The sequence below is a fragment of the Pedobacter africanus genome (genome assembly GCF_900176535.1).
GTDB classification, from domain to species: Bacteria; Bacteroidota; Bacteroidia; order Sphingobacteriales; family Sphingobacteriaceae; genus Pedobacter; species Pedobacter africanus.
The window spans coordinates 510,416-535,325 of record NZ_FWXT01000003.1 but is presented as its reverse complement, the minus strand read 5'-3'; the positions used below and the strand labels follow the sequence as shown (position 1 = coordinate 535,325).

Sequence of the window (24,910 nt, the reverse complement as noted above, 5' to 3'; positions counted from 1 at the left end):
CTACATTTTACTCAGTATTTCTTTCTTTTTGGCGTCAAATTCTTCCTGGGTCAGGATATCTTCATCCAGGAGTAATTTTAATTTCTGTAACTGCACAACAGGGTCGGTTGTTGTGCTGTACGCGGTAAGTTCTTCTTTTTTATCATTCAGCGTTTTACCGAGGTCCATTCCAAAGCCCAGTTGTAAACCTGCGCCCGCCAGGCCGGCTTCGTTTCTTGCGGCATCGCGTAATGCTTTTAATTTTTCTATTTCCAGGTAGCTTAACCCACCTTCGGCAGCCGCACGGCTTTCGGCGGTAATGTCTGCAATTTTACCTATCCGTTGCTGGGTTTCCTTATCAAAGGAAGTTCCCTGAATCCTAAAATCCTTTAACTCCAGGCCCAAGTCCGAAAAACCAGCATTCAATTGCGCTTTTAAATCTGAAGAAAGCCGGTCCAGCTGTGCGTCAATATCCAAATACGATAATTTCGACTGGGCCAAATAAGAGATCAGCGTTTGTGGCAGACGTGAAAGGAGCAAGGCTTTTGTATCGGCAGTGGTATATTCATTCCTCGAACCGATAATATCCCTGAATAACAATAAAGGATCCGCAATCCGCATGGAATAATTTCCGTAGGCGCCGAGTTCAACAGGAATGTGATATTGACCATCCAGGTATTTTACAGGCGATGGCGTGCCCCAGGGCTGGTTTAAAATATCAGCCTTCCGATAAAAATATATGCGCAGCTTGTGCTCACTTTCAAACAGTTGCCGCAATTTGAGCAGATTGGTAATAAAAGGATGGTTGTCTGTTTGCAGGTCAAACAGGCCTTCATCAGAAATAAAACCTTTAATTTCACCTTCATATACCAGGATGCAACCTTGTCCCGGTGCCACAATCAACTTACTTGCATTTTTAACCTCATCGGTAGGTGCAGGAAATTTATAGAGCAGTAACTCTGGCTGCTGGTCTTTCCATTCGATAACAGTACTGAGCTGTTTTTTAAAAAAATCCCCTAATCCCATAAACTATTCAATTTTATAAGTGCTTGTCAATTTACCCTTAGCGTCAAACTGCAGGAGCTCTTCATCGTTGGTAACTCCGATAAAACCATTTTTATACCTGATCATCCTTTTAATTTCCGAGCCCTTTGATTCATCGACCGTCCATTCTACAGCTCCCGTCTGGCTGTTCAGCTGCTGGAGTTTATAGCCGCTGTTTGGATTGGCATCAGGTTTAAAAGAGATGAGCAATGCGCTGCCATCATCAAACATCACCTCTGGCTCAAAATACAGCCTGCCCGGTGTCAGGTCCTTCCAGTCCAAAATCCGGTCGGCCTGCCTGGTATAGTCGCTAAAGAGTACCTTTTTATAAGGGTCCCTGTCGGTAAAGATACCCGAACCACCATAATCCTTGCCCCAGCTCAGGTTGTCGACCACATCTTTTGGCCCGGCGCCATTGTCTTTATATCTGATCTTAATGAGCTGCAGCTTGTCTTCCGGATAATCGCTGCTTTTTCGGGTAAAAACATGGATCACCTTTTCTTTTGCGCCCGGCAAAAGCGAGCTGAAGCCTTTTCTGGCCTCATAATACTTATTTTCATTATAGAGCTTTTGAACCAACGGATAGTAGTACAATTTTTTTCCATCATTGGTGAGCAGTATCAGACCATCACCATTGTCCTCGTAAACAAACTCGATTGTAGCTACACCTACCTGGAGTTCTTCTTTAGCGCTGAAAAACTTTTTGCCGGCATCTGTTAATTTTAAAGTGCTTTTATCTACCACGTACAGGGTGCTTTTATTGGCAATCACATACAGATTACCATCACTGAAGGTACGGAATTTAATATCTGATGTAGAGACATGTGTTCCCTCAACTTTATGTTCTGCAACCAGCCCTTTGCCTGGCGTATAAAATGCAATATAAACACCATCCTTTTGCACTTCAGATTTTGCTTTGTAACGCCTGTCTTCAGCTACAATAGCTATTGCGGCATCGCTGCCTGCTTGTATAAAAAGGTCAGGACTATATCTGCTGGCCGAAAAGCCGGTTTCTTCGGCCGGGGCTGGTCCGGTAGAATAAACGGAAGAGGTGGTGGCAACAGATTTGGGACTAAAGATGGCAGAGATCACATTGATCAGTATGGTCAGTACAATAAATACCCCAATAATAAGGGCAATTACTTTGATAACCTTTTTACTGCTGTCGTTATTAAAGGGTAAATTGAGGTTGTGGTTAAAATTGTGATTGTAATTGATGGTTACATCATCATTGTCCAGAAAATACTCGGTATGACAGTTATTGCAACGATAAAAATCCGGTTTAAGCTCAGTTTTGGCAGTGCTGCCACATTGCGGGCATTTAATTACCTTAATTTCTTTGGCCATTTAGACAGTAAAATTGTTAATCACAGGGTATATGCTCAACAATTTTAAGCAAAAAATACTTTATAACCAATTATTCAGTTTATACCACTTAACGGTTTGCATGACACCTTTTTCCAGGTCGTATTCGGGTTCGTAACCCAGATCAGCCTTCGCCCTTTCGATATTGCAGGCCCAGTTGACGGCAGTGAGTTCGGCCATTTTTTCCTTGTTCAGTGTTGGGGTGTTTTTGCTTCCCGCATAAATAAAATCCATAAAAGCTGCCATTCCCGAAACCAGCATTACGGGTAAATGAAACTTAAAGGTTTTCCTGTTCAGGGCCTTTTTGGTACAGCTGGCAAGTGCATAACGGTCGTAAACTGCACCATCTGAAATATTGTATTGCTGCTGAACCATAGGGAGGCTCAAGGCCTTGATGATGACTCTGGCCAGGTCTTTCACGTAAACAAAGCTCAATTGCTGTTTAAAACGACCAATATGGGGTTCAAGTCCTTTATTTATGCTGTCGAAAAGAATAAAGAGATCTTTTTCCCTTGGCCCGTAAACTGCTGTAGGCCGGATAATAAGTAGCGGGAGATTTTTAAAATCAGCGAGGTATTGCTCAGCCAGCTTTTTACTGGCGCCGTAATGGGTTACCGGGTGGGCAATGCTGCTGTCCTGTATTTCGGCAGATAAGTCTTCCAAGGGGCCCAATGCAGCCAGACTGCTTACAAAGATGAATTTTTCGAGCAGGATATTTGCAGTATTTGCCGCTATTGCCAGATTTTTGGTATACATGGCATTGATCTGGTCATATACCTCTTTTGTTTTAGCCTTTGTAATGCCTGCTGCGTGGATGATATAATGGTATTGCTTTTCTTCCAGTTCCTGTTTAAGGCTGGCTACAGAACTGTAGTCCAGATCTGTGTAATGTACATCAAATGCTTTGAGATGTGACACCTCGCTGCTTTTGCGGACAGCCGCATATACCTCCAGGCCTGCATTCAAAGCAGCTTCAATCAGGTGGTATCCCACAAATCCACTTGCACCAGTAATCAATACCTTTTTCTTGCTCATTTATTTTATGCGTACATGCGCTATGCGCTCAGCGTTTCAGGCGCTCGAAGCGCTCTCTCGTAAATTCTATATTTTTTATAAGGATCGCCCTTAATGGCAATGATGGCATTGTTTACCAGGTCATTGTGTTCCAGGGTCCAGGAAGCCTCGGCATACTCCATGCCTTTTTCACGATAGGCTTTAATGATCCTGCCGTAAATGCAGGCTTCAATACCCATTTTACGGTAACCATCAATTACGCCCAGCAGCAATATCCTGATGCCTTTTACCTTTTTCTTTCCGAACAGCAATTTAAAGATCCCGGTAGGCAAAAGCCTTCCTTTCTTAATTTTGATCTGGATCTGGTTCATATCCGGAATGGCAGCCCCGAAGCCTACCAATTTGCCATCCTGTTCGGCTACCAGGCAAAAATCAGGGTCTAAAACCAGCTTCAGGTCTTTGGCCTGGTAATCAAACTCCTCATCATTTAAAGGAACAAAACCCATGTTCTTATCCCAGGCCTTATTGTACACCTCCCGCAAGGCAGCCGCTTCCTGCTTAAAATTCTTCAGGTTGATCTTGCGTATCACGATGTTATTGCGTTTCAGACGGTCTTCCAAACGACCCATAAGTTGTACAGAACGATCGTCATAATTATCGCCGTTAAATCTCCAGGCAATCAGGTCTACCTGCTTCCGCATGCCCCAACCTTCCAGTAAAGCAGGGTAGTAGCTGGCATTATAAGGCATCATCACCACTGGCGGCATATCAAAGCCTTGTATCAATAAACCACAGGATTCATTGGTAGAAAAGTTTACAGGACCAATCATCTTTTCTTTAACCCCTTTATCTTCCAGCCATTTAGCAGCTGTATCCAGCAAAAGGTTTGCCGAATCCTGATCATTTATACAATCAAAAAAACCAAAAAAACCATCGCTGGCGTTGTTCATGGTATTATGACTGTTGTTCAGGATAGCCGCGATCCTGCCAATAACCCGTTCTCCCTCATAAAGTAAAAAACACTGCAGTGAAGAGTGTTTGTGAAAGGGATGCGTTGGGCTTAAAAGATCGCGCTGCGCAATGAACAGCTCCGGAACATAGTTTGGATCTGCTTTGTATAACTCATGCGGAAAATCAATAAATGTTGCTAGCTGTTTTTTGGAGCTAACGGCAACAATGTGCTTCATTTGGTTTATGGTTTGGTTGAGGGTATTGCACTTAAATGGTTTCCTGAAACGACTTTACCTGTACTTCTTTGGCCGCGGCCGACAGTTTTTCTACCGCTTCTTCAATCTGTTCAAAAGTATGGGTGGCCATCAGCGAGAACCTGATCAATGAAGAATCAGATGGCACCGCAGGAGATACCACAGGGTTTACAAAAATGCCGTTCTGGTTCAGGATATTGGTCACCAGGAAAGTCTTGTCGTTATCCCTGATATAAACCGGAATAATCGGGCTGTCTGTATGTCCGATATCAAATCCTGCTTCCACAAGCAGTTTCTTGGCATGATTGGTATTGGCCCAAAGCTTATCGATACGCTCAGGTTCAGCTTCAATGATATCAAGCGCGGCAATTACGCTAGCCACAGCACCAGGAGGCATACTTGCACTGAACATTAAAGAGCGCGCCCGGTGTTTTACAAATTCAATGGTCTCTTCTGTTCCTGCAATGAAACCGCCCAAAGAGGCCAGCGATTTACTAAAAGTACCCATAATCAGGTCAACCTTATCTGTGAGTCCGAAATGAGAAGCAGTACCTGCTCCGTTCAGCCCGATCACCCCTAAGCTATGGGCATCGTCCATCATGATGTTTGCGCCAAATTCATCTGCTATGCTTACAATCTCAGGTAAGTTCACGAGGTCACCCTCCATACTGAATATTCCATCGGCAACAATCAGTTTTGCAGCATCTTCAGGGAGCCTGCTCAGTTTTTTGCGCAGGTCGTCCATATCGTTATGCGCATATTTTATGGAGCGCGAGAAGGATAGCCGGCTTCCATCGATGATAGAAGCATGGTCATATTCATCCAGAATGAGGTAATCGTTCCTGTCAAGCAAGCAGGAGATGACGCCCAGGTTTACCTGGAAACCGGTGCTAAACAATACTGCAGCTTCTTTCCCTACATAGGTAGCAAGTCTGCGCTCCAGTTCAATATGAATGTCGAGTGTACCGTTTAAAAATCTTGAACCGGCACATCCTGTGCCATATTTATCAATTGCAGCTTTGGAGGCTTCTTTAATTTTAGGGTGGTTAGTCAGCCCAAGATAGGAGTTAGAGCCAAACATCAGCACCTTCTTCCCATCTATCATTACTTCTGTGTCCTGACCTGATTCTATTGCACGGAAATATGGGTATAAACCTTTTTCCTTAATTGCCGTAGCATCTTTAAAAGCTGCTATCCTATCGTGTAATTTTTTGCGCATGCTGGTACTTGTATGTTTAGATCACAGAACTTTTTAGTTGATATTTTGTTTAACATGGGAAATTACCTGTTCTGTCTTTAATAAACTCCCATCATTTTTTACTGACTAAATTAACAATTTTGTCAATTCGTAAAAGTTCCCAAAGCTAAGATCATAAACACAGAAAACAAAACTTGAAGTCAACCAAGTTTGAATATATTACTTTTTAAAATAAAATTTACAATTTTGTTATAATTAAATGCAAATCTTAGCTGTGTTATCCCCTTAAAATCAGGAACTATATTTCATACCCAAAATGCTTGCCATTTTTCCTCTAACAGATTTTTTTTTGCAAGGGGCAAACCAAATAAAGCTTTTTTTGTTTAAAAATGCATAACCTCACAGTATATGGATCAGAAAATCATTAACCTATACGACGAATACACACATAGTGGTATCAGCAGAAAAGATTTCATGAAAAAACTTGCTGTCCTCACCGGAAGCACTGCCCTTGCTTTATCTGTTTTGCCCTTACTGGAGAACAATTACGCAGCAGCAGCAGCAGCCAGTGTTAACGAAGAGGAGCTTGAAACAGGCACAATTACCTATAAGGGTGCTGACGGTGATATAAAAGCATTTCTGGCAAAACCCAAAAACACAACCCAATTGGGTTGTGTAGTAGTTATACATGAAAACCGGGGATTAAACCCGCACATCATTGAAGTGACCAAAAGAGTAGCTACCGAAGGTTTTATTGCCCTGGGGATTGATGCACTATCACCTTTTGGGGGCACTCCGGCAGATGAGGACAAAGGCCGCGAGCTGATCGGTAAGCTGGATCCTGAAAAGAACCTGCAGAATTATCTGCTGGGCCTCGACTATTTACGCAGCAGGAAAGACGGAAATGGTAAAACAGGTTGCATAGGATTTTGCTGGGGCGGGGGTATGGCCAATAAACTGGCCATTGCTGATCCAAAATTACTGGCCGCTGTTGCTTATTATGGTGCACAGGGCAAAGCTGAAGACGCCGGCAAGATCAAAGCGAGCCTGATGCTCCACTATGGCGGCCTGGATGAAAGGATCAACGCAGGGATCCCTGCCTATGAAACTGCTTTAAAGCAGCACAACATTGATTATAAATTATTTATATACGAAGGTGTAAACCACGCGTTCAACAATGATACTTCGCCAACCCGCTACAATGAGGCCGCAGCCAGGCTGGCGTGGAAAAGAAGCATGGACCTTTTCAGGGATAAATTATCCTAATTATACTTATAGCTGACACTTACATTAAATTTTAACCAAAAAAATGCTTATTTTTGTACAAATTTTTAAACATTAATGAAGATATTTATTACAGGCCTTCCTTTAGAAGTAGGGGAAGATGAATTGACAGCCGTATTTGGTGATTTCGGTCAGGTAAAATCACTCAGGATTATCAAAGATCGGGAGACGGGTCAAAGTCGCGGATTTGGTTTTGTGGAAATGCCTGTAGAGGAAGAAGCAAAAGAAGCCATCAGATGCATGAACGGCGGCGACTACAACGGTAACCGTATTAAAGTGGCTGAAGCGCAGGAAAAACCAAACACCGGAGCTGGTGCTGGTAATGGCTTCAGACGCAACAACCGTACGGAAAAAAGCTACTAAGCTTTTTAAGCTACAGATACTATAGTATCCATCTATATAGAGCAGCAGTTATAACCATGTTGTAACTGCTGTTTTTTTATATAGATTTGTGAAATGCTAAAAAAATACCTGGGTTTTAACCTCTTGTTTGCACTGATTTTTATCCTGCAGATCGCTTCAGGATTTATCAGCAGCCCATATCTGGCCTGTCTTAGCAAGCCAGCCATCGTAATTTCCCTGCTGCTGATGCTTGCCCGGAGCACCCGCTTAAAAGGGCGTTTCCATAAACGTATTTTTACCGGACTGATCTTTGCCCTGGCAGGCGACGTATTGCTCATGTATGCTGTAAAGCAGGAGTCTTATTTTATATATGGACTTGTAGCTTTCCTGCTTTGTCATGTTTTTTATACCAGCGCCTTTTATCTCGACTTCAAATCTGTGCCTGAACTGGACAAGAAAGGGGCCAGGATAGCCATTCTATGCTGTGCTATTGTCAGCATCAGCTTTTATTTTTTTCTTCGCCCACACCTGGCTGCCATGAAACTCCCGGTGATGATCTATGTGCTGGCCATCAGTATGATGGCGATGATGGCCTGTTTCCGTAACCAAAGGGTCAACACGTTTAGTTTCAGGCTCATCCTTTTTGGCGCCATATGTTTTATGCTGTCTGATGCCCTACTGGCCTACAACAAATTTGTTGCCCCATTCCATTACGCAGGTACCTGGATCATGGCAACCTATATGATTGCCCAATACCTGGTTACCCTTGGTGCGGCCGAACGAAAATTGCTGCACAACAATCGCTAATTCTTATCCAGAATAAGGAAGGTCTGAACCAGCCTTTCCCCGTTTTCGTCTACCAATGTGAGTGTATGTTTTCCCGGAGCAGGGCTTACTGCCAGTTGATGGTAGGTTTTGGTGGTAGCCACGTATTCACCGTCAATATGCCAGTAAATTTTCGCATCCGCATTGCGATGGGTAGCATTTAGCACGACTTTACCTCTTGTTCCATCAAACTCGACCGGTACGTAAATACTGGCGTTGTTCTTTGGATAGATCATATCCATCACATAATGCTGTTCAGTGCTTTCGCAGCCAGGCTTAAAAGGGGGCAGCGATTTATAATCGCTATTCTTGATCTTATAATAATACTCCATCGCCGGAGGCAGGATAAACCAGGGTATATGCTGCATATCGGCAGGTGCCTCACATGCATCCGTTACCCGATAGGTTCCGGTACGGTCAAGATGGACCAGCTTGTGGTAGGGACAAAGCGCTGTTTTTTCTCCTGCAGGCGCAACCAGTTCCTCAATTACCTCCTTACAATACTCGCCTGCCTTATAGCCGCTTTGCCGGCATACCCGCATTTTCTTCAGTTTATTTTTAGGAGCCTGAAACCATTTGCTATTCGGCAGCAGCTTAAAAATATCGAACATCACCGGAGCAGCCACATCGATCCCCGTTAATCCAGGCCGACCCTCGCCATCGGCATTGCCCACCCATACGCATACTACGTAATCGGGATTCAATCCAATGGCCCAGGCATCCCTGAACCCAAAACTGGTCCCGGTTTTCCAGGCCAGCCGCTGCGAAGAAGAGAACTGTTCCCATAAACCTTCCTCGCCAGGCCGCATTACTTCTTCCATCGCATTAAAAGTATTCCATATCGAGCCAAAGTCGAGTACCGAATTTAACTGCAGTTCATATTCATCAAAACGGGTGTCCCGCTTCTGGTTAATATACACCGGACTGTCATAATCGTGTGGATTGTACTTTCCGCGGTAATCATTAAAATGGTTTAAGGTACGTGCCATACCCATGTAGGTGCGCGCCAGATCCCACATGGTCACTTCACTACCGCCCAGGATCAGTGACAAGCCATAATGATCGGCAGGCTTGTTCAACGTACTGAAGCCCATTTTTTTTAGCTTATCATAAAAGCGCTGGTATTTATAGTTCTGCAACAGCTTAACTGCAGGTATGTTCAGCGAACGGCTCAACGCCTTATCTGCCGGAATGGCACCATCGTAACCCAGGTCATAATTTTGTGGAGAATAACCACCTATCTGCGTAGGGATATCGGGAATCAGGGTGCGGGGCAGGATAAATCCATCGTTCAGCATACTGGCATATAAAAGCGGTTTTAAGGTACTACCCGGACTACGTGCCGCTGTAATCATATCTACATGACTTTCCAGTTCCTTGTTCTCTGGCTGATAAATATTGCCTACATAACTGCGTACGGAACCATTTTTCACATCCAGCACCAGAGTTGAAATGTTATTGATGTCGTTGGCCCTGTACCGGTTATTGTACCTTTTCAGTAATGCGTTTATCTTCAATTGCAGATCATAATCAATTGTGGAAGTAACCCTGGTCCCCGTTTTACGTTTAGCCAGTGAAGCATACTCTTTTTTGAAGCGGTTGAGCAGGTGAGGGGCGTATTGGGGTAAGGCCTGGGGTTTTCCCGGAATGGGTTCCAGTTTGGACAGGTTAGCGGTAACCTGGTCTATAAAACCCAGAACGGCCAGTTTGTCGAGCAGATCATTTCTTTTCTGGATCAGGCGAGGCGAGTTTTTGCCTGGATGAACCAAAGAGGGGCTGTTAGGCAAGACCGCTAACGTGGCCATCTCGCCCCAGGACAAACTTTCGGGTCTGCGCCCGAAATAACGCCAGGAGGCGGCCTCCAGTCCAACCACATTGCTGCCAAAGGGTGCATTGGCGGCATACAGTTTCAGGATATCGGTTTTGGAATTGGTAAGTTCCAGCCGCAGCGCCAGCAGCAGCTCAATCAGCTTCTGCAATAGCGTCCGGTTTTCACGCCTCGACAAACGGATCACCTGCATCGTAAGCGTACTGCCCCCGCTAACCACAGCTTTAGCCTTCAGGTTTTGCCGCATTGCCCTGGCCATGGCCAGGGCATCCACGCCCGGATGATCGTAAAAACGTTTATCTTCAAAAGCAACAATGCACCGCATAAACTTTTCGGGAACACTATCAGCCAGAGGAAAGCGCCATTGCCCATCACTGGCAATCGCAGCACTCAGCAATTCGCCATTTATCGCTTCAACCACATAAGAAGTAGGCGCCCTGAACAGCTTCGAAGGTAATGCAAACAGGAATATCAGTATCAAAGCCAGAAAGGACAGATCTGTAAAAAGTATAGTTTTATGTGCTTTCAGCATTCCTTTACGCTTATTGTGATCTTTTCAGGTAACATTTTCCCATAATTATTGATCTGTAATAAATCAATAATTATGGAAAAGGTTACTGCATTCTTAAGGTTCTCTGCCGGCTTTGTCAAATACTTATTAATTAATGTCTGGCCAAGGCTATAAATTATTTGACAACCTGAACCCACTGACCAGCCTCGGTAGCACTAATGCTGTTGTTATACATGGCCTCGCATTGTACGGCAGACAAATAATACCGGCCGATATAGGAGGCATTGAGCAATACCTTATAGGTTACTGTTTCGTTCTCTCTCAGGTTGAAATAGGTAAATACCCGGTCATCCCTGATATCCCTGTAAGTATAAGGAGAAGAAGCAATAATGCTCTCATTGTCGTTTACCCTGGTATTGATGATCTCCCAGCCTGAAGGGAAAATCTGTGTTAAGGCCATCTGTTCATAATAGCCCATACGGCCTGGATTTTTAAGCACCACTTCCGCATAAAAATCTGTGCCTTGTTTCAGTAAAGCCGGATTGAGCGGCTTGCCGTTCAGCAATTTATAGCTGATGCTCATGTCCAGCACTTCAGGGTTATTTGGCAGGAAGTTATTTTGTCCGGCCGCCGGTTGCCCTTCCAGTATCAAACGTACAAACAATACCCTGTCGCCCGCATTGCTGATCACCACGCCATTTCCTCCTTTAAAGGATAAAGCAGTACTGCTGAGGAACTGATTGGAGTTTACACTACCTTTTTTACCCTCTATGGTGTAATTGAACTTCAGGTTGCTGGAAGCAGTATTTGCCCCGCAGAATTTGGCTATGGACAGCAGGCTGTAAGCCGTTGTCTGGGTGCTGTACCAATCGTCTTTACCCAGTTTTATGGCCAGCGACTGCACCAGTTTTCCGGCTTCTGCCTTTCGGCCCAGCAAGGTAAGGGTTTCCAGGATCATGGCTTCATCCCTGATGTCTGATCCATAAGTGCCTCCAAGTTGGTTATATGGCTGTACTTCAAAGGCAAGTCCACGGATAAGGTTATTTGCCGCATCCGTTTGTCCGGCCAGTTTATACGCCGCTGCCAAACGCCATTTTGCACTGACTGAAAGATATTGAAACCCACGCAACCTGTTCATTGCGCCCATATCGGCCCTTTTTGCCAGTGCCAATACATAGAGGCGGTAAGACTGTGACAAGTCACCACCGTAGAAGTTATTGCTGTTGGGCGACCAGTTCGCTGCTTTCGATTTCAGGTAACGCAGCAGTTCATCCAGCATTCCAACCGGCATTGTATAGCCTGCATTTTGTGCCTCTACCAGGAAATGACCTGCATATGTGCTTCCCCATTCGTCGGATGTACCGGCTCCCGGCCAGTAACCCAGGCCGCCATCGGCGGTCTGGAAATTACGCAGTCTGGTGATCCCTGCTTTCAGATTTCGCTCAGCACCGGCTTTCTGCTGCTCGGTTAACGGCGTCAGCTTACTTAGGAACAACTGCGGGAAGATTCCGGAGGTAGTCTGCTCTACACAACCATGCGGATACTGCACCAGGTAGCTGAGGCGCTTTTTAAGATTGATAGGCGGAATGGACGAAACCTCTACACTGCCAGAATTTGTACCCGCCATTCCTACAGGAACATAAGTGGTACCCCAGTTACGTCCGGGCTCTATCACTGCCGAAGTTACATTGGTTACGAATGGATTAGGGTTACGGATATCCAGTTCCACATCATAGGCTGTTTTCTCTGTACCGCTTTGGGCAACCAACCTAATTTTCGCAATACCCGTCATTTCAGGCGCCTTGACCTCAAAATAAGCCATCTGCTCTCCTGGCTGTTTAAACACCAGCTGCTGCGTCCGGAGCCCCTGCACCAGCAAATTCTGCGGCTGTAACTGCAGGGTTACGTTTTTCAGGTTCTTTTCAGTAGCAAACACAGTTGCAGGCAGGGTAAAGCTTTCGCCCGGACCAATCACTCTTGGTACCGTGGCCAGCAGCATCAGCGGCTTTTTCACCTGAACCGCCTTTTCAGCCTTACCATAGGCACCGTCCTGACCAGCCACTACCATTGCCCTGACCGAGCCAATGTATTGCGGCAGTTTAAATTTATGCGTTTGCGAAGCACCCTTGCCCAAGGCAAAAGGCCCCATATATTTTACTACCGGTACAAACCTGTTGGCTTTAGCCGGGTTCAGGTTTTTATTGATGCTGCCATCACCACCAATACTCAGAATGCGCTCCAGGTTACCACCCCAGGCACCAAGGACATAATCAAACAAATCCCAAGTCTTAACCCCCAAACCTTCACGGGCATAGAATACGCTGTGCGGGTCAGGAGTTTTAAATCTGGTCAGGTCCAGTAAGCCTTCATCTACTATGGCAATGGTATAGGTCATGGCCTTACCGTTCTGCTCGCTTACGGTAATGCTGCTCTCCGTCTCAGGCCGCAGTTTATCGGCCATCTTTATCAGGGGTTTCAAGATCGTCTGAGGGTCTTCCACCAATAATGGAATGGCCCCATACATGCGGATCGGCAGATCGTTTACGGTTTGCGCATGCGGCTGCAGCAGGGTAACGTTGGCAAAAACATTCGGTGCCATTTCCTTTTCGGCCTTAAACTTAAACTGCGTTTGCCCGGCTTTGGTATCTGTCCAGAAAGTTTTCAAAACCTTGCTGCCGTTCTCGATCGAGATCAGGGCGCGGCCGCCATTGCCCGAAGGTATGGTCAGCACGACTTCTTCACCCACCTGGAACTTGGTTTTATTGGCAGTGAAGGAAAGCATCGAAGCCTCGGTAGGGTTGCTGCCTTGCTCGCGCTGCGCCCATCCTGGCCAATCAATATAAACAGATTTACCCGTTACATGGCCGCCGTTAATATCTCTTACCAATACGAGGTAACGGCCCCATTCAGGTTCATCTATTCTTATTTTCCAGCTGCCTTTCCCGTTAGACAAGCTGATGTATTCTTTTTTAATCAGTTTATTGTAGGAGTTCTGGGTAAAGTTGGCATAGGAGTTTTCGTTATCCTGCTCCCACCACCAGCGCCATTGTACCTTATACAGCTCCACTTCAACAGATTTACTACCCGCCAGCAATTTTCCATTACGATCTACATTCACCACATCAATCTTATGGTCTTGCCCTGTAAGCAGCATTCCGCTCATTTTGTCACCATCAGGTGTTTTTATGCCATAATAATTGCTGTATACATGATAAGGGATGCTGAAGTTGTCGATACTAAAATTACCCCCGGCCTCAAATACCTTAGTGGTAAAATTGGCCTTCAGCATACCAGGCGCACTGTTGTTTTCATTTAAATTGGTATTCACCGTTGCCATGCCATTCTCGTTGAGCGAACCTTCAAAAATGGTTTTTACCTGCGACTGGAACACCACTGTCGGATTGTCAAAAGTATAAGCCTCAAAACCTTTAAAGGTGGTTTGCATGGTATTCAGGTTCACATCTACTTTAGCTTTCAGATGTTTGCCAGGGGCACCAAACAGCCAATTGGCTGATAGGGCAGCAGTGGATGGCCCGCCAGAGCCCAGGTAGGTCCGGCTGCCGATATCAAAATTGATCTTCAGCCTGTTCGGCATTACGGTTTCAATTTTTAGAGTCTTAGAGAAAGTAGCTCCGCCCGCCTTAACTTTTGCCAGCCAGTTGCCGGTAGGGGATGTGCTTTCTGTAGCAGTTCTAAAAGCATAGAAACCATTTAAAGGTTTACCATTAATGGTCCTTTTGATGAGTTGCCCCTGAGGGTTATACAATTCAAATGTAACAGGGTAATTTCCCGGAAGTTTCTTCAGCTTGTCTTCCATTACAAAGGAAAGAAATACCGAATCGCCGGGGCGCCATACGCCACGCTCTCCATAAATATAGCCCTTCAATCCATTCTGAACCACATCCCCGCCTACATCAAAACGGCTCAGCGGAAGGGAGTTCCCATCGTCCAGTTTCAGGTAGCCGCGCTCATCACCATTTTTGGCCACCAGCAGGAAAGGTTTTCTTTTCAGTTCAAAAGAAGCCATTCCGTCGCCATCCGTTTTTACGGTGTGAATCACCTGACGCTGGTAATCCAGCAGTTCCAGGGTTACACCGCTTAGCGTCTTGGCTGTCAGCAAATCTGTAGCTACGATTAACATGCTGTTGTCGTTTCCGCGCTTGGCAATCAATCCTATATTGGATGCCATCAGGTTGCGACTGGCCCAGCGCTCGTTGGTATAATAGGATGGGGTACAAGGGTTATCTCTGTCCTCCCACCTGTAATTGTTCGGATAATAACTGTTGTAACGCTCCCAAAATTCATCGTCTTCATCAATTTTCTCTCCATAACGTTCGTAGTCGTCGCCACCGCCTTCAGCAGCATCATCCACTTCAGCGCATTTGTATACATTATAGGTATGCCTGAAGCCGATGGTAACGCGGTACATCGCCCCAGGTTCTGTACGGATGATCTTATCCAGATCAAGCGTAAAACGGTGCTTTTTATGCAAATCAAGTGCTTTATCTTCATCCAGCCGGATGGTTTTCTGAATCACAGGCTTACCTACACGGCGAAGTTCGCCTCCATCTTTATAATTATTGGTCTGGAAAAACTGAGGAATATTGTTTTCGTAGATCTTGATGATCGTTACATCCACGGCCCTTAAATTTACCGCTTCAAAAGGCAATACCAGTTTTCCTGAATTCGGGATGATGGTACCGCTGCCGGCTATAACTACAGAGGGCAGCTTATTTTCAAAAATGATATTGGCCGTCTTGCCAGCCTGAAGCTTTTTGGCATTTATATTTTCTACACTTTCATTAACAGTTAGGGTATAATTACCCTCAAGTGTAACAGGAGCGTAGATTTTCACCTGGCTGCCGTCTATCGTATAACGCAAATCTGACTGGGCAGCTAAGGATATCAGGCCGTTCAGGTCCTGCCCAACACCTACCGGCTCTGAAAACTGTACCAGGGCAAAATCTTCAAGGTCCTGCACAGCCCTGATGTCCAGCACTTTAAATACACCAAATGCTGGTACTGTAACCGTCTCTGTACCTTTACCTTCGGCACCAATAGGACTACCCGACCAGTTCAACTTCAGCTGGTTTTCTTTACCTGTTTTTTTGATACTGTCGACCGTAAAAACAGAGGTATTCCTGGCCGGATCGTGCTGCCATTTCACCTTAAGCGGTGCAGAGAAATCCACTTCCAGGGCCTTTTCAATCTGCTTGGTATCTTCCTGATCTGAGGTGGTGATCTCACCGCTCAGCTTCATGTAATCAAGCGAGGTATTGTTTTGGGAAACCAGTCCATTTTGCATTAAATGCATGCCGGGTGCAATTACCTTAAAATCAAATTCAAATTCTTCCAAACCAGCCTCTGTTTCCAGTAATTTGCCCAGGTTAAAGGTGGCCTCGTAATTTTCGCCTGATTTCAGGTTTTCCTCTGGCCTGAATTCCAGGGTCTGGGCGTCTATCCAATAGGTTTTTCCTTTTACAGAAGGAGAGAAGCTGAACAGGTCGCGGCTATCGGCTACCCCTACATCACTTACTGTTTTTACTTCATTGGCCAGGTGAACCCTGATGAAACTCTTTTTGGAGACCGTACCAGAGGTATAGGCTTCTATATACTTTGAATATTGCTGGTTATAGTCTTTGGGCCTTTCTTTCTTAAAGAAGAAAAATGCCCCTATACCAATTAGAACGGCGGCAGTGGCGCCGATGAGCATGCGTTTTTTAGTACTTTCCATACATTGATGTTTAACAATAAGATGTGTAGGAAAATTAGCAAAAAGGTTTGATTTAACCTCAGAATTGTTATCAACATCAACTTTTACAGAATTCTGTAAGCATTTCCATAATATTATCTGAACTTAAAAAAAACCAAAATAAATATCAGTATTCTAACATTTAGATAATATAAAACTACCAAATTTGTACCTCCTTATTGAAAACATATATGACCCTAAAACATCTGCTTTTGTACGGAGGCCTGGTGCTTGCACTTACCGGCTGTTCCAAAAAAACCACTCAGGAATTAAGACCTGACCCGATTGATCCTGTTGTTGTGCCGCCTGCGGCCTATTCCATTACCGAAGATTTTGAAAACACACCTGCCAAAGGTGCTTATGCCATCGCAACGGTAAAAATGCCAACCGGAAGCTGGATCCTTGACGATGCCCTGGTAGGCAATCTGACAGCTGATTTAAAGAACGGATTAAAGAGCTTAAGGCTCCGCACCGGGAAAATCACCATGAATTTTGATGTAAGCGGTATGACCATGCTGTACATCAAACATGGTAAGTATGGCACTGATGCGGCCTCGACCTGGAAGCTGATGCTTTCCACTGATGGTGGTGCAACCTTTAATCAGTTGGGAACGGATATTTCAGAAACCAACAGTACTTTAAAACTGGATTCATTTGCAGTGAACAGCACTGGAAAAGTACGTTTCCAGATCCAGAAGGAGGGGACAACCCGGATAAACATAGATGACATTACCTTTAAGGGCAATGGCGATCCCGGACTTGTGGTTTCCACACCAGATCCTGATCCTGCAGACCCTGATGGAAGCCCCGCATCAATGCCCAGGGGTGTTACCGCAGGTACCGACGCACAACCGGCAACCGGCGACAACAGCAACCTGCTGTTTGGCAACCCCTCGGGTGCCAATTCGGTAAGTATTGATAATTTTTTGATCGACCAGAGCTATTATGTGCAATCTTACAGCAGCAGCCGTGGCACACCAAACTGGGTAAGCTGGCATCTGGATGCCAGCAACATTACGGGAGCATCTGACCGGCTCGATAACTTTGCCGGCTTTACGGGCTTGCCCCAGGACGCTTTTATAGTGCAAAGCAACAGTTATTCCGGCTCAGGTTTTGACCGGGGCCATAACGTGCCCTCGGCCGACCGGACCAGTTCAACCAATGCCAACAGCGCCACTTTCCTGATGAGCAATATGATCCCCCAGGCCCCTCAAAACAACCAGCAAACCTGGAACGGCCTTGAAGGTTACCTGCGTACAAAAGTTCTGGAAGGCAATGAAGTTTACATCATCATGGGCAGTTATGGCATCGGAGGTACAGGCAGTAAAGGCAACGCAAACACTATTGCGGGGGGCAAAGTAACCGTACCCTCCAACATATGGAAAATAGCCGTCATCATCCCTGCAGGTAACGATGACATCAACCGGGTTTCGGCCAGCACACGCGTGATTGCGGTAAACACACCCAATGTGAACACCATTGAAACCGACTGGAAAAAATACAGGGTGAGTGTCCGTTCTATTGAGGCCGCTACCGGTTATAACCTGTTATCCGGACTACCGGTAAGTTTGCAGGACATTATAGAAACAAAAACAGATGCTGCCAATTAAGCAGCATCTGTTTTTGTTATCTGATCATCACCCCAGGCATATTTACCAGTGGGATATGGATCAGGTTTTCATCTACAATACTTTCCGGAAGGAAGATAAATTTCTTGTCATAAATGACCCCGTCTATATAATAACTCAGCCAGTACTCATTGGTCAGGCCGAAAACCTCGGGGTCTATTGCCTCCACACCTGCAAAAGAGCCGGGCTTCAGGTCTCCAATAAAATGGCGTAAGACGGAAGTTTTAACCATTTTGCCATCTTTTTCGCCATAGCCCTTGGAACTGATCAAAACATTATCGAGTCCTACATCTTTCAGATTGACAACATACACCGTCCAGTTCTTTACTTCAGGGGTTTCGCCAATCAGCACCACAGCCATGCCCACATCTTCAACTATATTTTCCGGAAGGTCTTTCTTCATTATTTTTTCTTTGCGGGCGTTTTTTTGGCGGGCGCCTTTTTCGCCGCAGCTTTCTTTTTAGGTTCAAATGCATTTGGGACCTGCTCCACAATCAGTTTTTTAACCTCATCCAGCGAAATCACTGCCAGTTCTTCAGCAGTATACTTATCATTGGTTGCCGGATTTTTACGAAGTTTCAGCATTTCCTTTCCAAAACGAATAAATGGTCCCCATCTGCCGTTTTCTATGGCAATTTTATCGGCCGCCCACTGCTGGATAAATCTATTTGCTTCCTTTTCAATCTTTTTCGTAATCAATTCTTCGATATCAGTCTGCGATAAACGATCGAAGTTATAGGCCTTCGGAACGTTGATGAACAAATCGTTCCATTTGATGAAAGGACCAAAACGTCCGCTGCCCTTGGTAACCGGCATACCTTCGTAGTGTGCCACGGGCGCATCAGCACTGATTTTCTCAGTAATGATCTCTATGGCGCGATCCTGATCTATAGATAATGGATCTTCGTTTTTAGGTACGGAGATAAAAGCATCTCCCCATTTCACATACGGTCCAAATCGGCCAATACCCACAGAAACCTCTTTGCCCTGGTAATCTTCAAGCTGGAAAGGCAATTTAAATTGCTCTAATGCTTCTTCCAGGGTGATGGTACCTACAGATTGTGATTTGGTCAGACTGGCATAACGGGGCTTTTCTTCGTCATCGTTTTCCCCGATCTGTACCAGAGGACCAAAACGGCCCACTTTGGTGTATACATTTTTGCCTGTTGCCGGGTCAATTCCCAGCAAACGCTCACCATTGGCCCTGTCGGCCGTTTCGAGCGTAGTTTCTACCTCTATATGGAAGGGGGTATAGAAGGAGTGGAGCATTTTTGTCCATTCCTGTAAGCCCTGGGCAATCTCATCAAATTCTTTTTCTACGTTGGCGGTAAAGTTAAAATCAACAATCCCCTTAAAATGCTCTACAAGAAAGTCGTTCACTACCTGACCGATGTCGGTAGGGAACAGCTTAGCTTTTTCGGCACCTGTAATTTCTGTTTTTGTTTTTTTCGTCACCGTACCGTTTGCCAGCTGAATAGCTCCGAATGGGCGCGGACGGCCATCCCGGTCTTCCTTAACCACATATCCGCGGTTTTGGATGGTGGAAATCGTAGGGGCATAGGTAGATGGCCTGCCAATACCCAATTCTTCCAGTTTTTTAACCAGACTGGCCTCAGTATAACGTGCCGGTGGCCTGGAGAACCTTTCGGTTGCATTCATGACCTTTAAATGAAGTTCCTGCCCACGCGCCAAAGGAGGCAGCATAGTGCCGCCTTCCGAATCTTCCATATCCTCATCGTCTGAAGATTCCAGGTATACCTTTAAGAACCCGTCAAATTTCAGGACTTCACCTTCGGCAATCAATTGCTCCTTGCGGGTACTGACACCAATCTGTACAGTTGTTTTTTCAAACAGGGCTTCGCTCATTTGCGATGCGATTGCCCTTTTCCAGATCAGCTCATACAGACGCTGTTCGGCGTTATCGCCGGGTACTGTATGCTGGTTGAAATAAGTAGGGCGGATGGCCTCGTGTGCCTCCTGGGCCCCTGCAGATTTAGTTTTATAGGTTCTTGGCTGGTGATATTTATCACCCCAGGCCGATCTGATTTCATTGGCTGCAGCCTGTAAGGCAGTTTCTGATAAATTTACAGAATCCGTCCTCATGTAGGTAATGCGCCCGCTTTCATACAGGCGTTGTGCAATCTGCATGGTCCTGCTCACTGAATAACCCAGTTTGCGGGAAGCCTCCTGCTGAAGGGTAGAGGTAGTAAAAGGTGCAGCAGGATTACGTTTAGCAGGTTTTGTTTCCAGGTTATCTACGGAAAAGCCTGCACCAATACAATCGTTCAGGAATTTTTCTGCATCAGCCTCCTTTTCAAAACGTTGCGGCAGTTCGGCCTTAACCAGTTCTTTGCCATTGGCACTGGTCGAAAATTCAGCAGTAATCTTATACGCAGCAGTTGCGTTGAATTTATTGACTTCACGTTCGCGGTCTACAATCAGGCGAACAGCTACTGATTGTACACGCCCGGCCGAGAGGGAAGGTTTCACTTTTTTCCACAATACTGGTGAAAGCTCAAAACCTACCAGCCGGTCGAGTACCCTGCGTGCCTGTTGGGCATTTACAAGATTATAGTCTATGCTTCGCGGGGTTTCTATGGCTTTAAGGATGGCCGGCTTGGTAATTTCATGAAAAACAATTCTTTTTGTCTTGTTTTCCTTAAGGCCCAAAGTTTCATATAAGTGCCAGGATATGGCTTCTCCTTCGCGGTCCTCATCGGATGCGAGCCATACCATTTCTGCGTCTTTGGCTAATTTTTTAAGTTCTGCCACCACCTGCTTCTTATCAGCTGGAACTTCATAGGTTTGGGCGAAATTATTGGAAATATCAATCCCCATATCTCCTTTAACCAGATCACGTATGTGCCCGTAACTCGATTTAACAAGAAAATCTTTACCTAAATATCCTTCAATCGTTTTTGCTTTCGCAGGTGACTCAACTATTAATAAATTCTTCGCCATTCAGACCGGTTTTTCTGCAAATAAAGCTATAAATAAGCCTAATTTCAAAATTCGATAGAATTTTATGGCATTTTTATTTACAAATGACTCATTTAACTGAATATATAGTATTAATTAAATAGCCGGGATAACCGGAACCCACAGGGGGTTAACTTTGGCATGCACTCGAAATGCATCCGAGTTTGCGCAGAGGTTAAGCAAGTGTTAGGTAGGGGTTGATAAAGCATTAGGGTATATCAACCCCTACCTAACACTTATTCAAGGCCTAACCAAGGCTTAACCAACCTAAAACGCATCCCGAATGTAGTCAAATAGACATACCAGTTCCCTCAGCCAGATTTTACCGAATAATTATAATTTCCTAACCTAATAATAGCTAATTTAGACCATCCAATAAAAATACATAACTTATGAATACATTATTAATTCTGCTGAGCCTGTTTTTTACACCGCCAGCAAAAAGCGTTTACGATTTTTCTTTCAAAACCATTGATGGTAAAGAAGTTAAACTCTCCAAATTTAAAGGAAAGAAAATCCTTATTGTAAATACGGCATCAAAATGTGGCTATACACCGCAATATGAAGATCTTGAAAAACTACACAAACAATACGGCAGCAAGCTGGTGCTGATCGGTTTCCCTGCAGGAAATTTTGGCGGACAGGAGCTGGCCACCAACAGTGAGATCAAAGAATTTTGTACCGGAAAGTTTAATGTTACTTTTTTACTGGCCCAGAAGAGCAGTGTAAAAGGAGAGGACATCAACCCCTTATTCAAGTACCTTACCACAGCTGAAAACCCGGATTTTACGGGCGATATCAATTGGAACTTTGAAAAATTTCTGATCAATGAGAAAGGACAGCTCGTGCACCGTTTCCGCTCTAAAGTGAAACCGCTGGACGAAGCCATTACCAAAAACCTGTAATAGCGATCAGGCATGGATCAAATGAGGCACCTGCGGATTTTTATTGCTTCAGCAATTGCATTAAGTTTTGTTTCCTGTAGTCAGCACTACCAGCTGGTTAAGGCCAACCGGGCAGAATATGCCATCAACAACAGTGTTTCACCAGACAGTGCGGTTATTAAAGCTTATCTGCCCTATAAGACGCAATTGGATGCAGAAATGAACCAGGTTATTGGTCATTCTGAGCTACAGATGCCCAAAGTGGATACCATACCGGAAAGCCTGCTTGGCAATTTTTTTGCGGATGCCACCTTACAACAGGCCCGGAAATACGATGCTACAATAGATTTTGCCATGCCCTCTACCAAGGGCGGTATCAGGGTAGCCTTGCCCAAAGGGAATGTAACGCTGTCGAATATATTTGAGCTGATGCCGTTTGAAAATGAGCTGGTTGCCTTTACCTTAAGCGGGGCCGATACCCAAAGCCTGATCAATTTTATTGCAGCTACAAGCGGACAGCCGGTTTCTGGCTTGAGGATGAAGATCAAAAATAAAAAGCCGGAAGAGGTGATGATCAATGGAAAACCCTTTGACGCCAAAAAAACCTACCGGGTGCTAACTTCAGATTATATCGCCAGTGGGGGCGACAATGCCCTGGGCTTCAAAAATCCGCTGGAAAAGAAGGTATTGGGATTGAAAGTAAGGGACGCACTGATTGGCTTTGTAAAAGAGACCGAAGCCGCAGGTAAAACCATTAATGCTAAACTGGATGGAAGAATTACTAAAGATTAACCGCAGGAATTTCATCAGGACTGGCGGGGTAGCCGCTGCCGCTCTGGCGCTAAACCTGGATGCAGTTAGTGCTTTTGCAGCGGGCGACCTGGTAAAGCTGACTATATTGCATACCAATGATGTGCACAGCCGTATTGAACCTTTCCCCATGGATGGGTCAAGAAACCAGGGGCTGGGAGGTACGGCCAGACGTGCCGCTTTGATCAACCGGATCAGGGCAGCCGAAAAAAATGTACTGTTGCTGGATGCCGGCGATATTTTTCAAGGCACACCCTATTTTAACAGGTTTGGTGGCGAACTGGAGATCAAACTGATGACCGCCATGGGCTACGATGCGGCCACCATGGGCAACCATGACTTTGACAACGGACTGGAAGGCTTCCACAAACAACTGCCACATGCAAATTTCCCGATCATCTGCAGCAATTATGATTTTTCAAATACCTTACTGAACAAATCTACACAGCCTTATAAGGTATTTAAAAAAGGGGGGCTTAAAATAGGGGTATTTGGCATTGGTATACAATTAAAAGGCCTGGTAGAGGATAAAAACTATGGTGATACCATCTATATAGATCCGGTAAAAAAAGCCAGCGAAATGGCCGATCTGCTTAAAAATGCACTAAAATGCGACCTGGTCATCTGCCTGTCGCACCTGGGCTATAAATACAATTCAGACAAGGTATCTGACCAGGTACTGGCAAAGAACACCAGGAATATAGATCTGATTATCGGGGGGCATACACATACCTTTATGGATCAGCCCGAAGATGTACAGAACCTGGATGGGGGCATCACCAGCATTAACCAGGTAGGTTTTGCGGGCATCAATTTAGGCCGCATCGATTATTACTTTGAAAGGTATAAAGGCAAGCGGGTCAAAACCGCATCGCCCTACCTGATTTCCAATGCACTGGAAAGCTAAGGCTTAGCAAAGGAAGCCGCCACCCAGCAAATCATTTCCTTCATAAAATACAGCTGATTGTCCGGGTGCAATGGCTGAAACATTGTGATCAAACACCACGCGCATTTTGTCTTTTTCCTGTACAATGGTACTTAGCATCCCTGCGTCTTTATAACGGATTTTAGTAACCACATTATCCAGCGGCTCGTTGATATGCTCGTATTTAACCAGGTTAAGGTTCCTGACCATGGCTTCTTTACGCTCCAGTTCATCGGCCCTGCCCAATACCACAGTATTGCTTTCCGGAAGGATCTGGGTAACGAACATCGGTTCTCCAAAAGCAACACCAAGGCCTTTACGCTGACCAATCGTATAAAAAGGGTAACCTTTGTGCTGGCCGATCACCATACCCTGGCTATTCACGAAGTTGCCACCGGCAACCCGCTCTTCCAGGCCCTCTACTTTATGTTTTAAAAATGAACGGTAGTCGTTATCAGGCACGAAACAGATCTCGTAGCTTTCGCTTTTTTTTGCCAGTTCTTCCTGCCCCATATCCAGTGCCATCTGCCTGATCTCCGATTTGGCAAATGAGCCTAAAGGGAATTGGGTACGGGAAAGGTTTTCCTGAGAAACGCCCCAGAGTACGTACGACTGGTCTTTGTTTTCGTCTTTCCCTTTAGAAATGACATAACGGCCATTATCCTGCAAACGGATATTGGCATAATGACCGGTTGCAATAAATTCGCAGTCGAGTTTATTGGCGCGTTTTAACAGGGCTTCCCATTTGATATGCGTATTGCACAGTACGCAGGGGTTAGGGGTACGTCCTGCAAGGTATTCATCAACAAAGTTGTCGATCACAAAATCGCCGAACTCATTGCGGATATCCAGTATGTAATGGGGAAAGCCGTAGTTTACAGCAAGGGTACGGGCATCGTTGATGCTGTCGAGACTGCAGCAGCCGGTTTCCTTGCTGTTGCTTCCTGAGGTCGCGTAATCCCAGGTTTTCATGGTTAAACCAATTACTTCGTAACCTTGTTCGTGCAGCATCACTGCGGCTACGGAACTGTCGACACCGCCACTCATGGCGACCAATATTCTACCTCTTTTGCTCATTGTATTTTAAAATAGACCGGGTTCAAAGCCCGGTAAATAAAATTAAGGCACAAAAGTACGGGATTTAAAGCGGAAAAGTTTAATGGGCTTGTAAAATTAAAAGTTGGTGATCTTTCTTCGGACGGGAAACCTTTGCCTGAAAAAGGCAAAATTTTCCTATGTGCTCTTAAAGACACCAAATTTTGGGGAGTGAGCGGGGCAAAGATGAGTTGATGAGGATAGAAGAATAATTACGAACTATTTTTACTGTGTGCGGAAAC

The 24,910-nt window shown here is 45.2% G+C and carries 17 protein-coding genes; 7 read left to right on the top strand and 10 right to left on the bottom strand.

All coding sequences use genetic code 11. The features are described from left to right. Genes B9A91_RS19505 through spt form a run of 5 tightly spaced genes read right to left on the bottom strand, consistent with a single transcriptional unit; the run spans position 1 to position 5,826 of the window. Positions 1–1,005, bottom strand: a complete 1,005-nt coding sequence (locus tag B9A91_RS19505) for an SPFH domain-containing protein (protein WP_084240693.1) — start codon at positions 1,003–1,005, stop codon at positions 1–3. Between the two features lie 3 nt (positions 1,006–1,008). Next, positions 1,009–2,370 (bottom strand): hypothetical protein, encoded by a 1,362-nt coding sequence (locus tag B9A91_RS19500; protein WP_084240692.1) that lies wholly within the window; start codon positions 2,368–2,370, stop codon positions 1,009–1,011. 60 nt (positions 2,371–2,430) lie between these two features. Beyond that, entirely contained in the window at positions 2,431–3,423 is a 993-nt protein-coding gene (locus B9A91_RS19495) for an NAD-dependent epimerase/dehydratase family protein (RefSeq protein WP_084240691.1), read from the bottom strand. A gap of 20 nt (positions 3,424–3,443) precedes the next feature. After that, positions 3,444–4,589: a GNAT family N-acetyltransferase gene (locus B9A91_RS19490; RefSeq protein WP_084240690.1), complete on the bottom strand. Its 1,146-nt coding sequence runs from the start codon at positions 4,587–4,589 to the stop codon at positions 3,444–3,446. Positions 4,590–4,620: 31 nt separating this feature from the next. Next, the gene (gene spt / locus B9A91_RS19485) at positions 4,621–5,826 is read right to left on the bottom strand and encodes a serine palmitoyltransferase (RefSeq protein WP_084240689.1); all 1,206 of its coding nucleotides are present in this window, start codon (positions 5,824–5,826) and stop codon (positions 4,621–4,623) included. 387 nt (positions 5,827–6,213) lie between these two features. Between spt and B9A91_RS19480 the strand changes: the two genes are divergently transcribed. The 3 genes from B9A91_RS19480 to B9A91_RS19470 all read left to right on the top strand — a co-directional run bounded on the left by B9A91_RS19480 (position 6,214) and on the right by B9A91_RS19470 (position 8,238). Beyond that, positions 6,214–7,071, top strand: a complete 858-nt coding sequence (locus B9A91_RS19480) for a dienelactone hydrolase family protein (RefSeq protein ID WP_084240688.1) — start codon at positions 6,214–6,216, stop codon at positions 7,069–7,071. A 75-nt stretch (positions 7,072–7,146) separates the two neighbouring features. Continuing rightward, positions 7,147–7,452, top strand: coding sequence for an RNA recognition motif domain-containing protein (locus B9A91_RS19475; RefSeq protein WP_084240687.1), 306 nt, complete (start codon positions 7,147–7,149; stop codon positions 7,450–7,452). Positions 7,453–7,545: 93 nt separating this feature from the next. Beyond that, positions 7,546–8,238 carry a lysoplasmalogenase gene (locus tag B9A91_RS19470; RefSeq protein ID WP_084240686.1) on the top strand — a complete coding sequence of 231 codons (693 nt, stop codon included), beginning with the start codon at positions 7,546–7,548 and terminating at the stop codon, positions 8,236–8,238. Here the strand turns inward: B9A91_RS19470 and pbpC are convergent. Next, on the bottom strand, positions 8,235–10,616 hold the full coding sequence (pbpC, locus tag B9A91_RS19465; RefSeq protein WP_084240685.1) for a penicillin-binding protein 1C: 2,382 nt from the start codon (positions 10,614–10,616) through the stop codon (positions 8,235–8,237). The two genes, B9A91_RS19470 and pbpC, sit on opposite strands and share 4 nt — an antisense overlap. A gap of 154 nt (positions 10,617–10,770) precedes the next feature. Beyond that, positions 10,771–16,329: an alpha-2-macroglobulin family protein gene (locus B9A91_RS19460; RefSeq protein WP_084240684.1), complete on the bottom strand. Its 5,559-nt coding sequence runs from the start codon at positions 16,327–16,329 to the stop codon at positions 10,771–10,773. Positions 16,330–16,538: 209 nt separating this feature from the next. Here B9A91_RS19460 and B9A91_RS19455 point away from each other — a divergent pair, with 209 nt between their 5' ends. After that, positions 16,539–17,957 carry a DNA/RNA non-specific endonuclease gene (locus tag B9A91_RS19455; RefSeq protein WP_084240683.1) on the top strand — a complete coding sequence of 473 codons (1,419 nt, stop codon included), beginning with the start codon at positions 16,539–16,541 and terminating at the stop codon, positions 17,955–17,957. 16 nt (positions 17,958–17,973) lie between these two features. Here the strand turns inward: B9A91_RS19455 and B9A91_RS19450 are convergent, their stop codons facing one another. Together B9A91_RS19450 and topA are read right to left on the bottom strand one after the other, a co-directional pair. Then, positions 17,974–18,378, bottom strand: a complete 405-nt coding sequence (locus B9A91_RS19450; protein WP_084240682.1) for a hypothetical protein — start codon at positions 18,376–18,378, stop codon at positions 17,974–17,976. After that, a complete protein-coding gene (gene topA / locus B9A91_RS19445) occupies positions 18,378–20,936 on the bottom strand; it encodes a type I DNA topoisomerase (protein WP_084240681.1) in 2,559 nt (852 codons plus the stop codon). Before topA ends, B9A91_RS19450 begins: the two co-directional genes overlap by 1 nt. Before the next feature lie 410 nt (positions 20,937–21,346). Between topA and B9A91_RS19440 the strand changes: the two genes are divergently transcribed. From B9A91_RS19440 to B9A91_RS19430, 3 genes are read left to right on the top strand one after another with little or no spacing between them, the layout of a single operon-like run. Further along, positions 21,347–21,859 carry a glutathione peroxidase gene (locus tag B9A91_RS19440; RefSeq protein WP_084240680.1) on the top strand — a complete coding sequence of 171 codons (513 nt, stop codon included), beginning with the start codon at positions 21,347–21,349 and terminating at the stop codon, positions 21,857–21,859. Between the two features lie 12 nt (positions 21,860–21,871). Then, entirely contained in the window at positions 21,872–22,630 is a 759-nt protein-coding gene (locus B9A91_RS19435; RefSeq protein ID WP_084240679.1) for a 5'-nucleotidase C-terminal domain-containing protein, read from the top strand. Beyond that, the gene (locus B9A91_RS19430; protein ID WP_084240782.1) at positions 22,608–23,555 is read left to right on the top strand and encodes a bifunctional metallophosphatase/5'-nucleotidase; all 948 of its coding nucleotides are present in this window, start codon (positions 22,608–22,610) and stop codon (positions 23,553–23,555) included. The genes B9A91_RS19435 and B9A91_RS19430 overlap by 23 nt, the downstream gene beginning before the upstream one ends. 3 nt (positions 23,556–23,558) lie before the next feature. Here B9A91_RS19430 and mnmA read toward each other — a convergent pair whose 3' ends face one another. Further along, positions 23,559–24,650, bottom strand: a complete 1,092-nt coding sequence (gene mnmA, locus B9A91_RS19425; protein WP_084240678.1) for a tRNA 2-thiouridine(34) synthase MnmA — start codon at positions 24,648–24,650, stop codon at positions 23,559–23,561. Positions 24,651–24,910 lie beyond the last annotated feature (260 nt).

What these genes read in the sequence shown, in the direction of transcription:
- B9A91_RS19475 (WP_084240687.1), top strand. Translation starts at nt 7,147, where the DNA reads ATGAAGATATTTATTACAGGCCTTCCTTTAGAAGTAGGGGAAGATGAA.
- B9A91_RS19430 (WP_084240782.1), top strand. Translation starts at nt 22,608, where the DNA reads ATGGAAGAATTACTAAAGATTAACCGCAGGAATTTCATCAGGACTGGC.
- B9A91_RS19490 (WP_084240690.1), bottom strand. Translation starts at nt 4,589, where the DNA reads ATGAAGCACATTGTTGCCGTTAGCTCCAAAAAACAGCTAGCAACATTT.
- B9A91_RS19435 (WP_084240679.1), top strand. Translation starts at nt 21,872, where the DNA reads ATGGATCAAATGAGGCACCTGCGGATTTTTATTGCTTCAGCAATTGCA.
- B9A91_RS19470 (WP_084240686.1), top strand. Translation starts at nt 7,546, where the DNA reads ATGCTAAAAAAATACCTGGGTTTTAACCTCTTGTTTGCACTGATTTTT.
- B9A91_RS19480 (WP_084240688.1), top strand. Translation starts at nt 6,214, where the DNA reads ATGGATCAGAAAATCATTAACCTATACGACGAATACACACATAGTGGT.
- B9A91_RS19495 (WP_084240691.1), bottom strand. Translation starts at nt 3,423, where the DNA reads ATGAGCAAGAAAAAGGTATTGATTACTGGTGCAAGTGGATTTGTGGGA.
- B9A91_RS19455 (WP_084240683.1), top strand. Translation starts at nt 16,539, where the DNA reads ATGACCCTAAAACATCTGCTTTTGTACGGAGGCCTGGTGCTTGCACTT.
- B9A91_RS19460 (WP_084240684.1), bottom strand. Translation starts at nt 16,329, where the DNA reads ATGGAAAGTACTAAAAAACGCATGCTCATCGGCGCCACTGCCGCCGTT.
- B9A91_RS19450 (WP_084240682.1), bottom strand. Translation starts at nt 18,378, where the DNA reads ATGAAGAAAGACCTTCCGGAAAATATAGTTGAAGATGTGGGCATGGCT.
- mnmA (WP_084240678.1), bottom strand. Translation starts at nt 24,650, where the DNA reads ATGAGCAAAAGAGGTAGAATATTGGTCGCCATGAGTGGCGGTGTCGAC.
- B9A91_RS19500 (WP_084240692.1), bottom strand. Translation starts at nt 2,370, where the DNA reads ATGGCCAAAGAAATTAAGGTAATTAAATGCCCGCAATGTGGCAGCACT.
- pbpC (WP_084240685.1), bottom strand. Translation starts at nt 10,616, where the DNA reads ATGCTGAAAGCACATAAAACTATACTTTTTACAGATCTGTCCTTTCTG.
- B9A91_RS19440 (WP_084240680.1), top strand. Translation starts at nt 21,347, where the DNA reads ATGAATACATTATTAATTCTGCTGAGCCTGTTTTTTACACCGCCAGCA.
- spt (WP_084240689.1), bottom strand. Translation starts at nt 5,826, where the DNA reads ATGCGCAAAAAATTACACGATAGGATAGCAGCTTTTAAAGATGCTACG.
- B9A91_RS19505 (WP_084240693.1), bottom strand. Translation starts at nt 1,005, where the DNA reads ATGGGATTAGGGGATTTTTTTAAAAAACAGCTCAGTACTGTTATCGAA.
- topA (WP_084240681.1), bottom strand. Translation starts at nt 20,936, where the DNA reads ATGGCGAAGAATTTATTAATAGTTGAGTCACCTGCGAAAGCAAAAACG.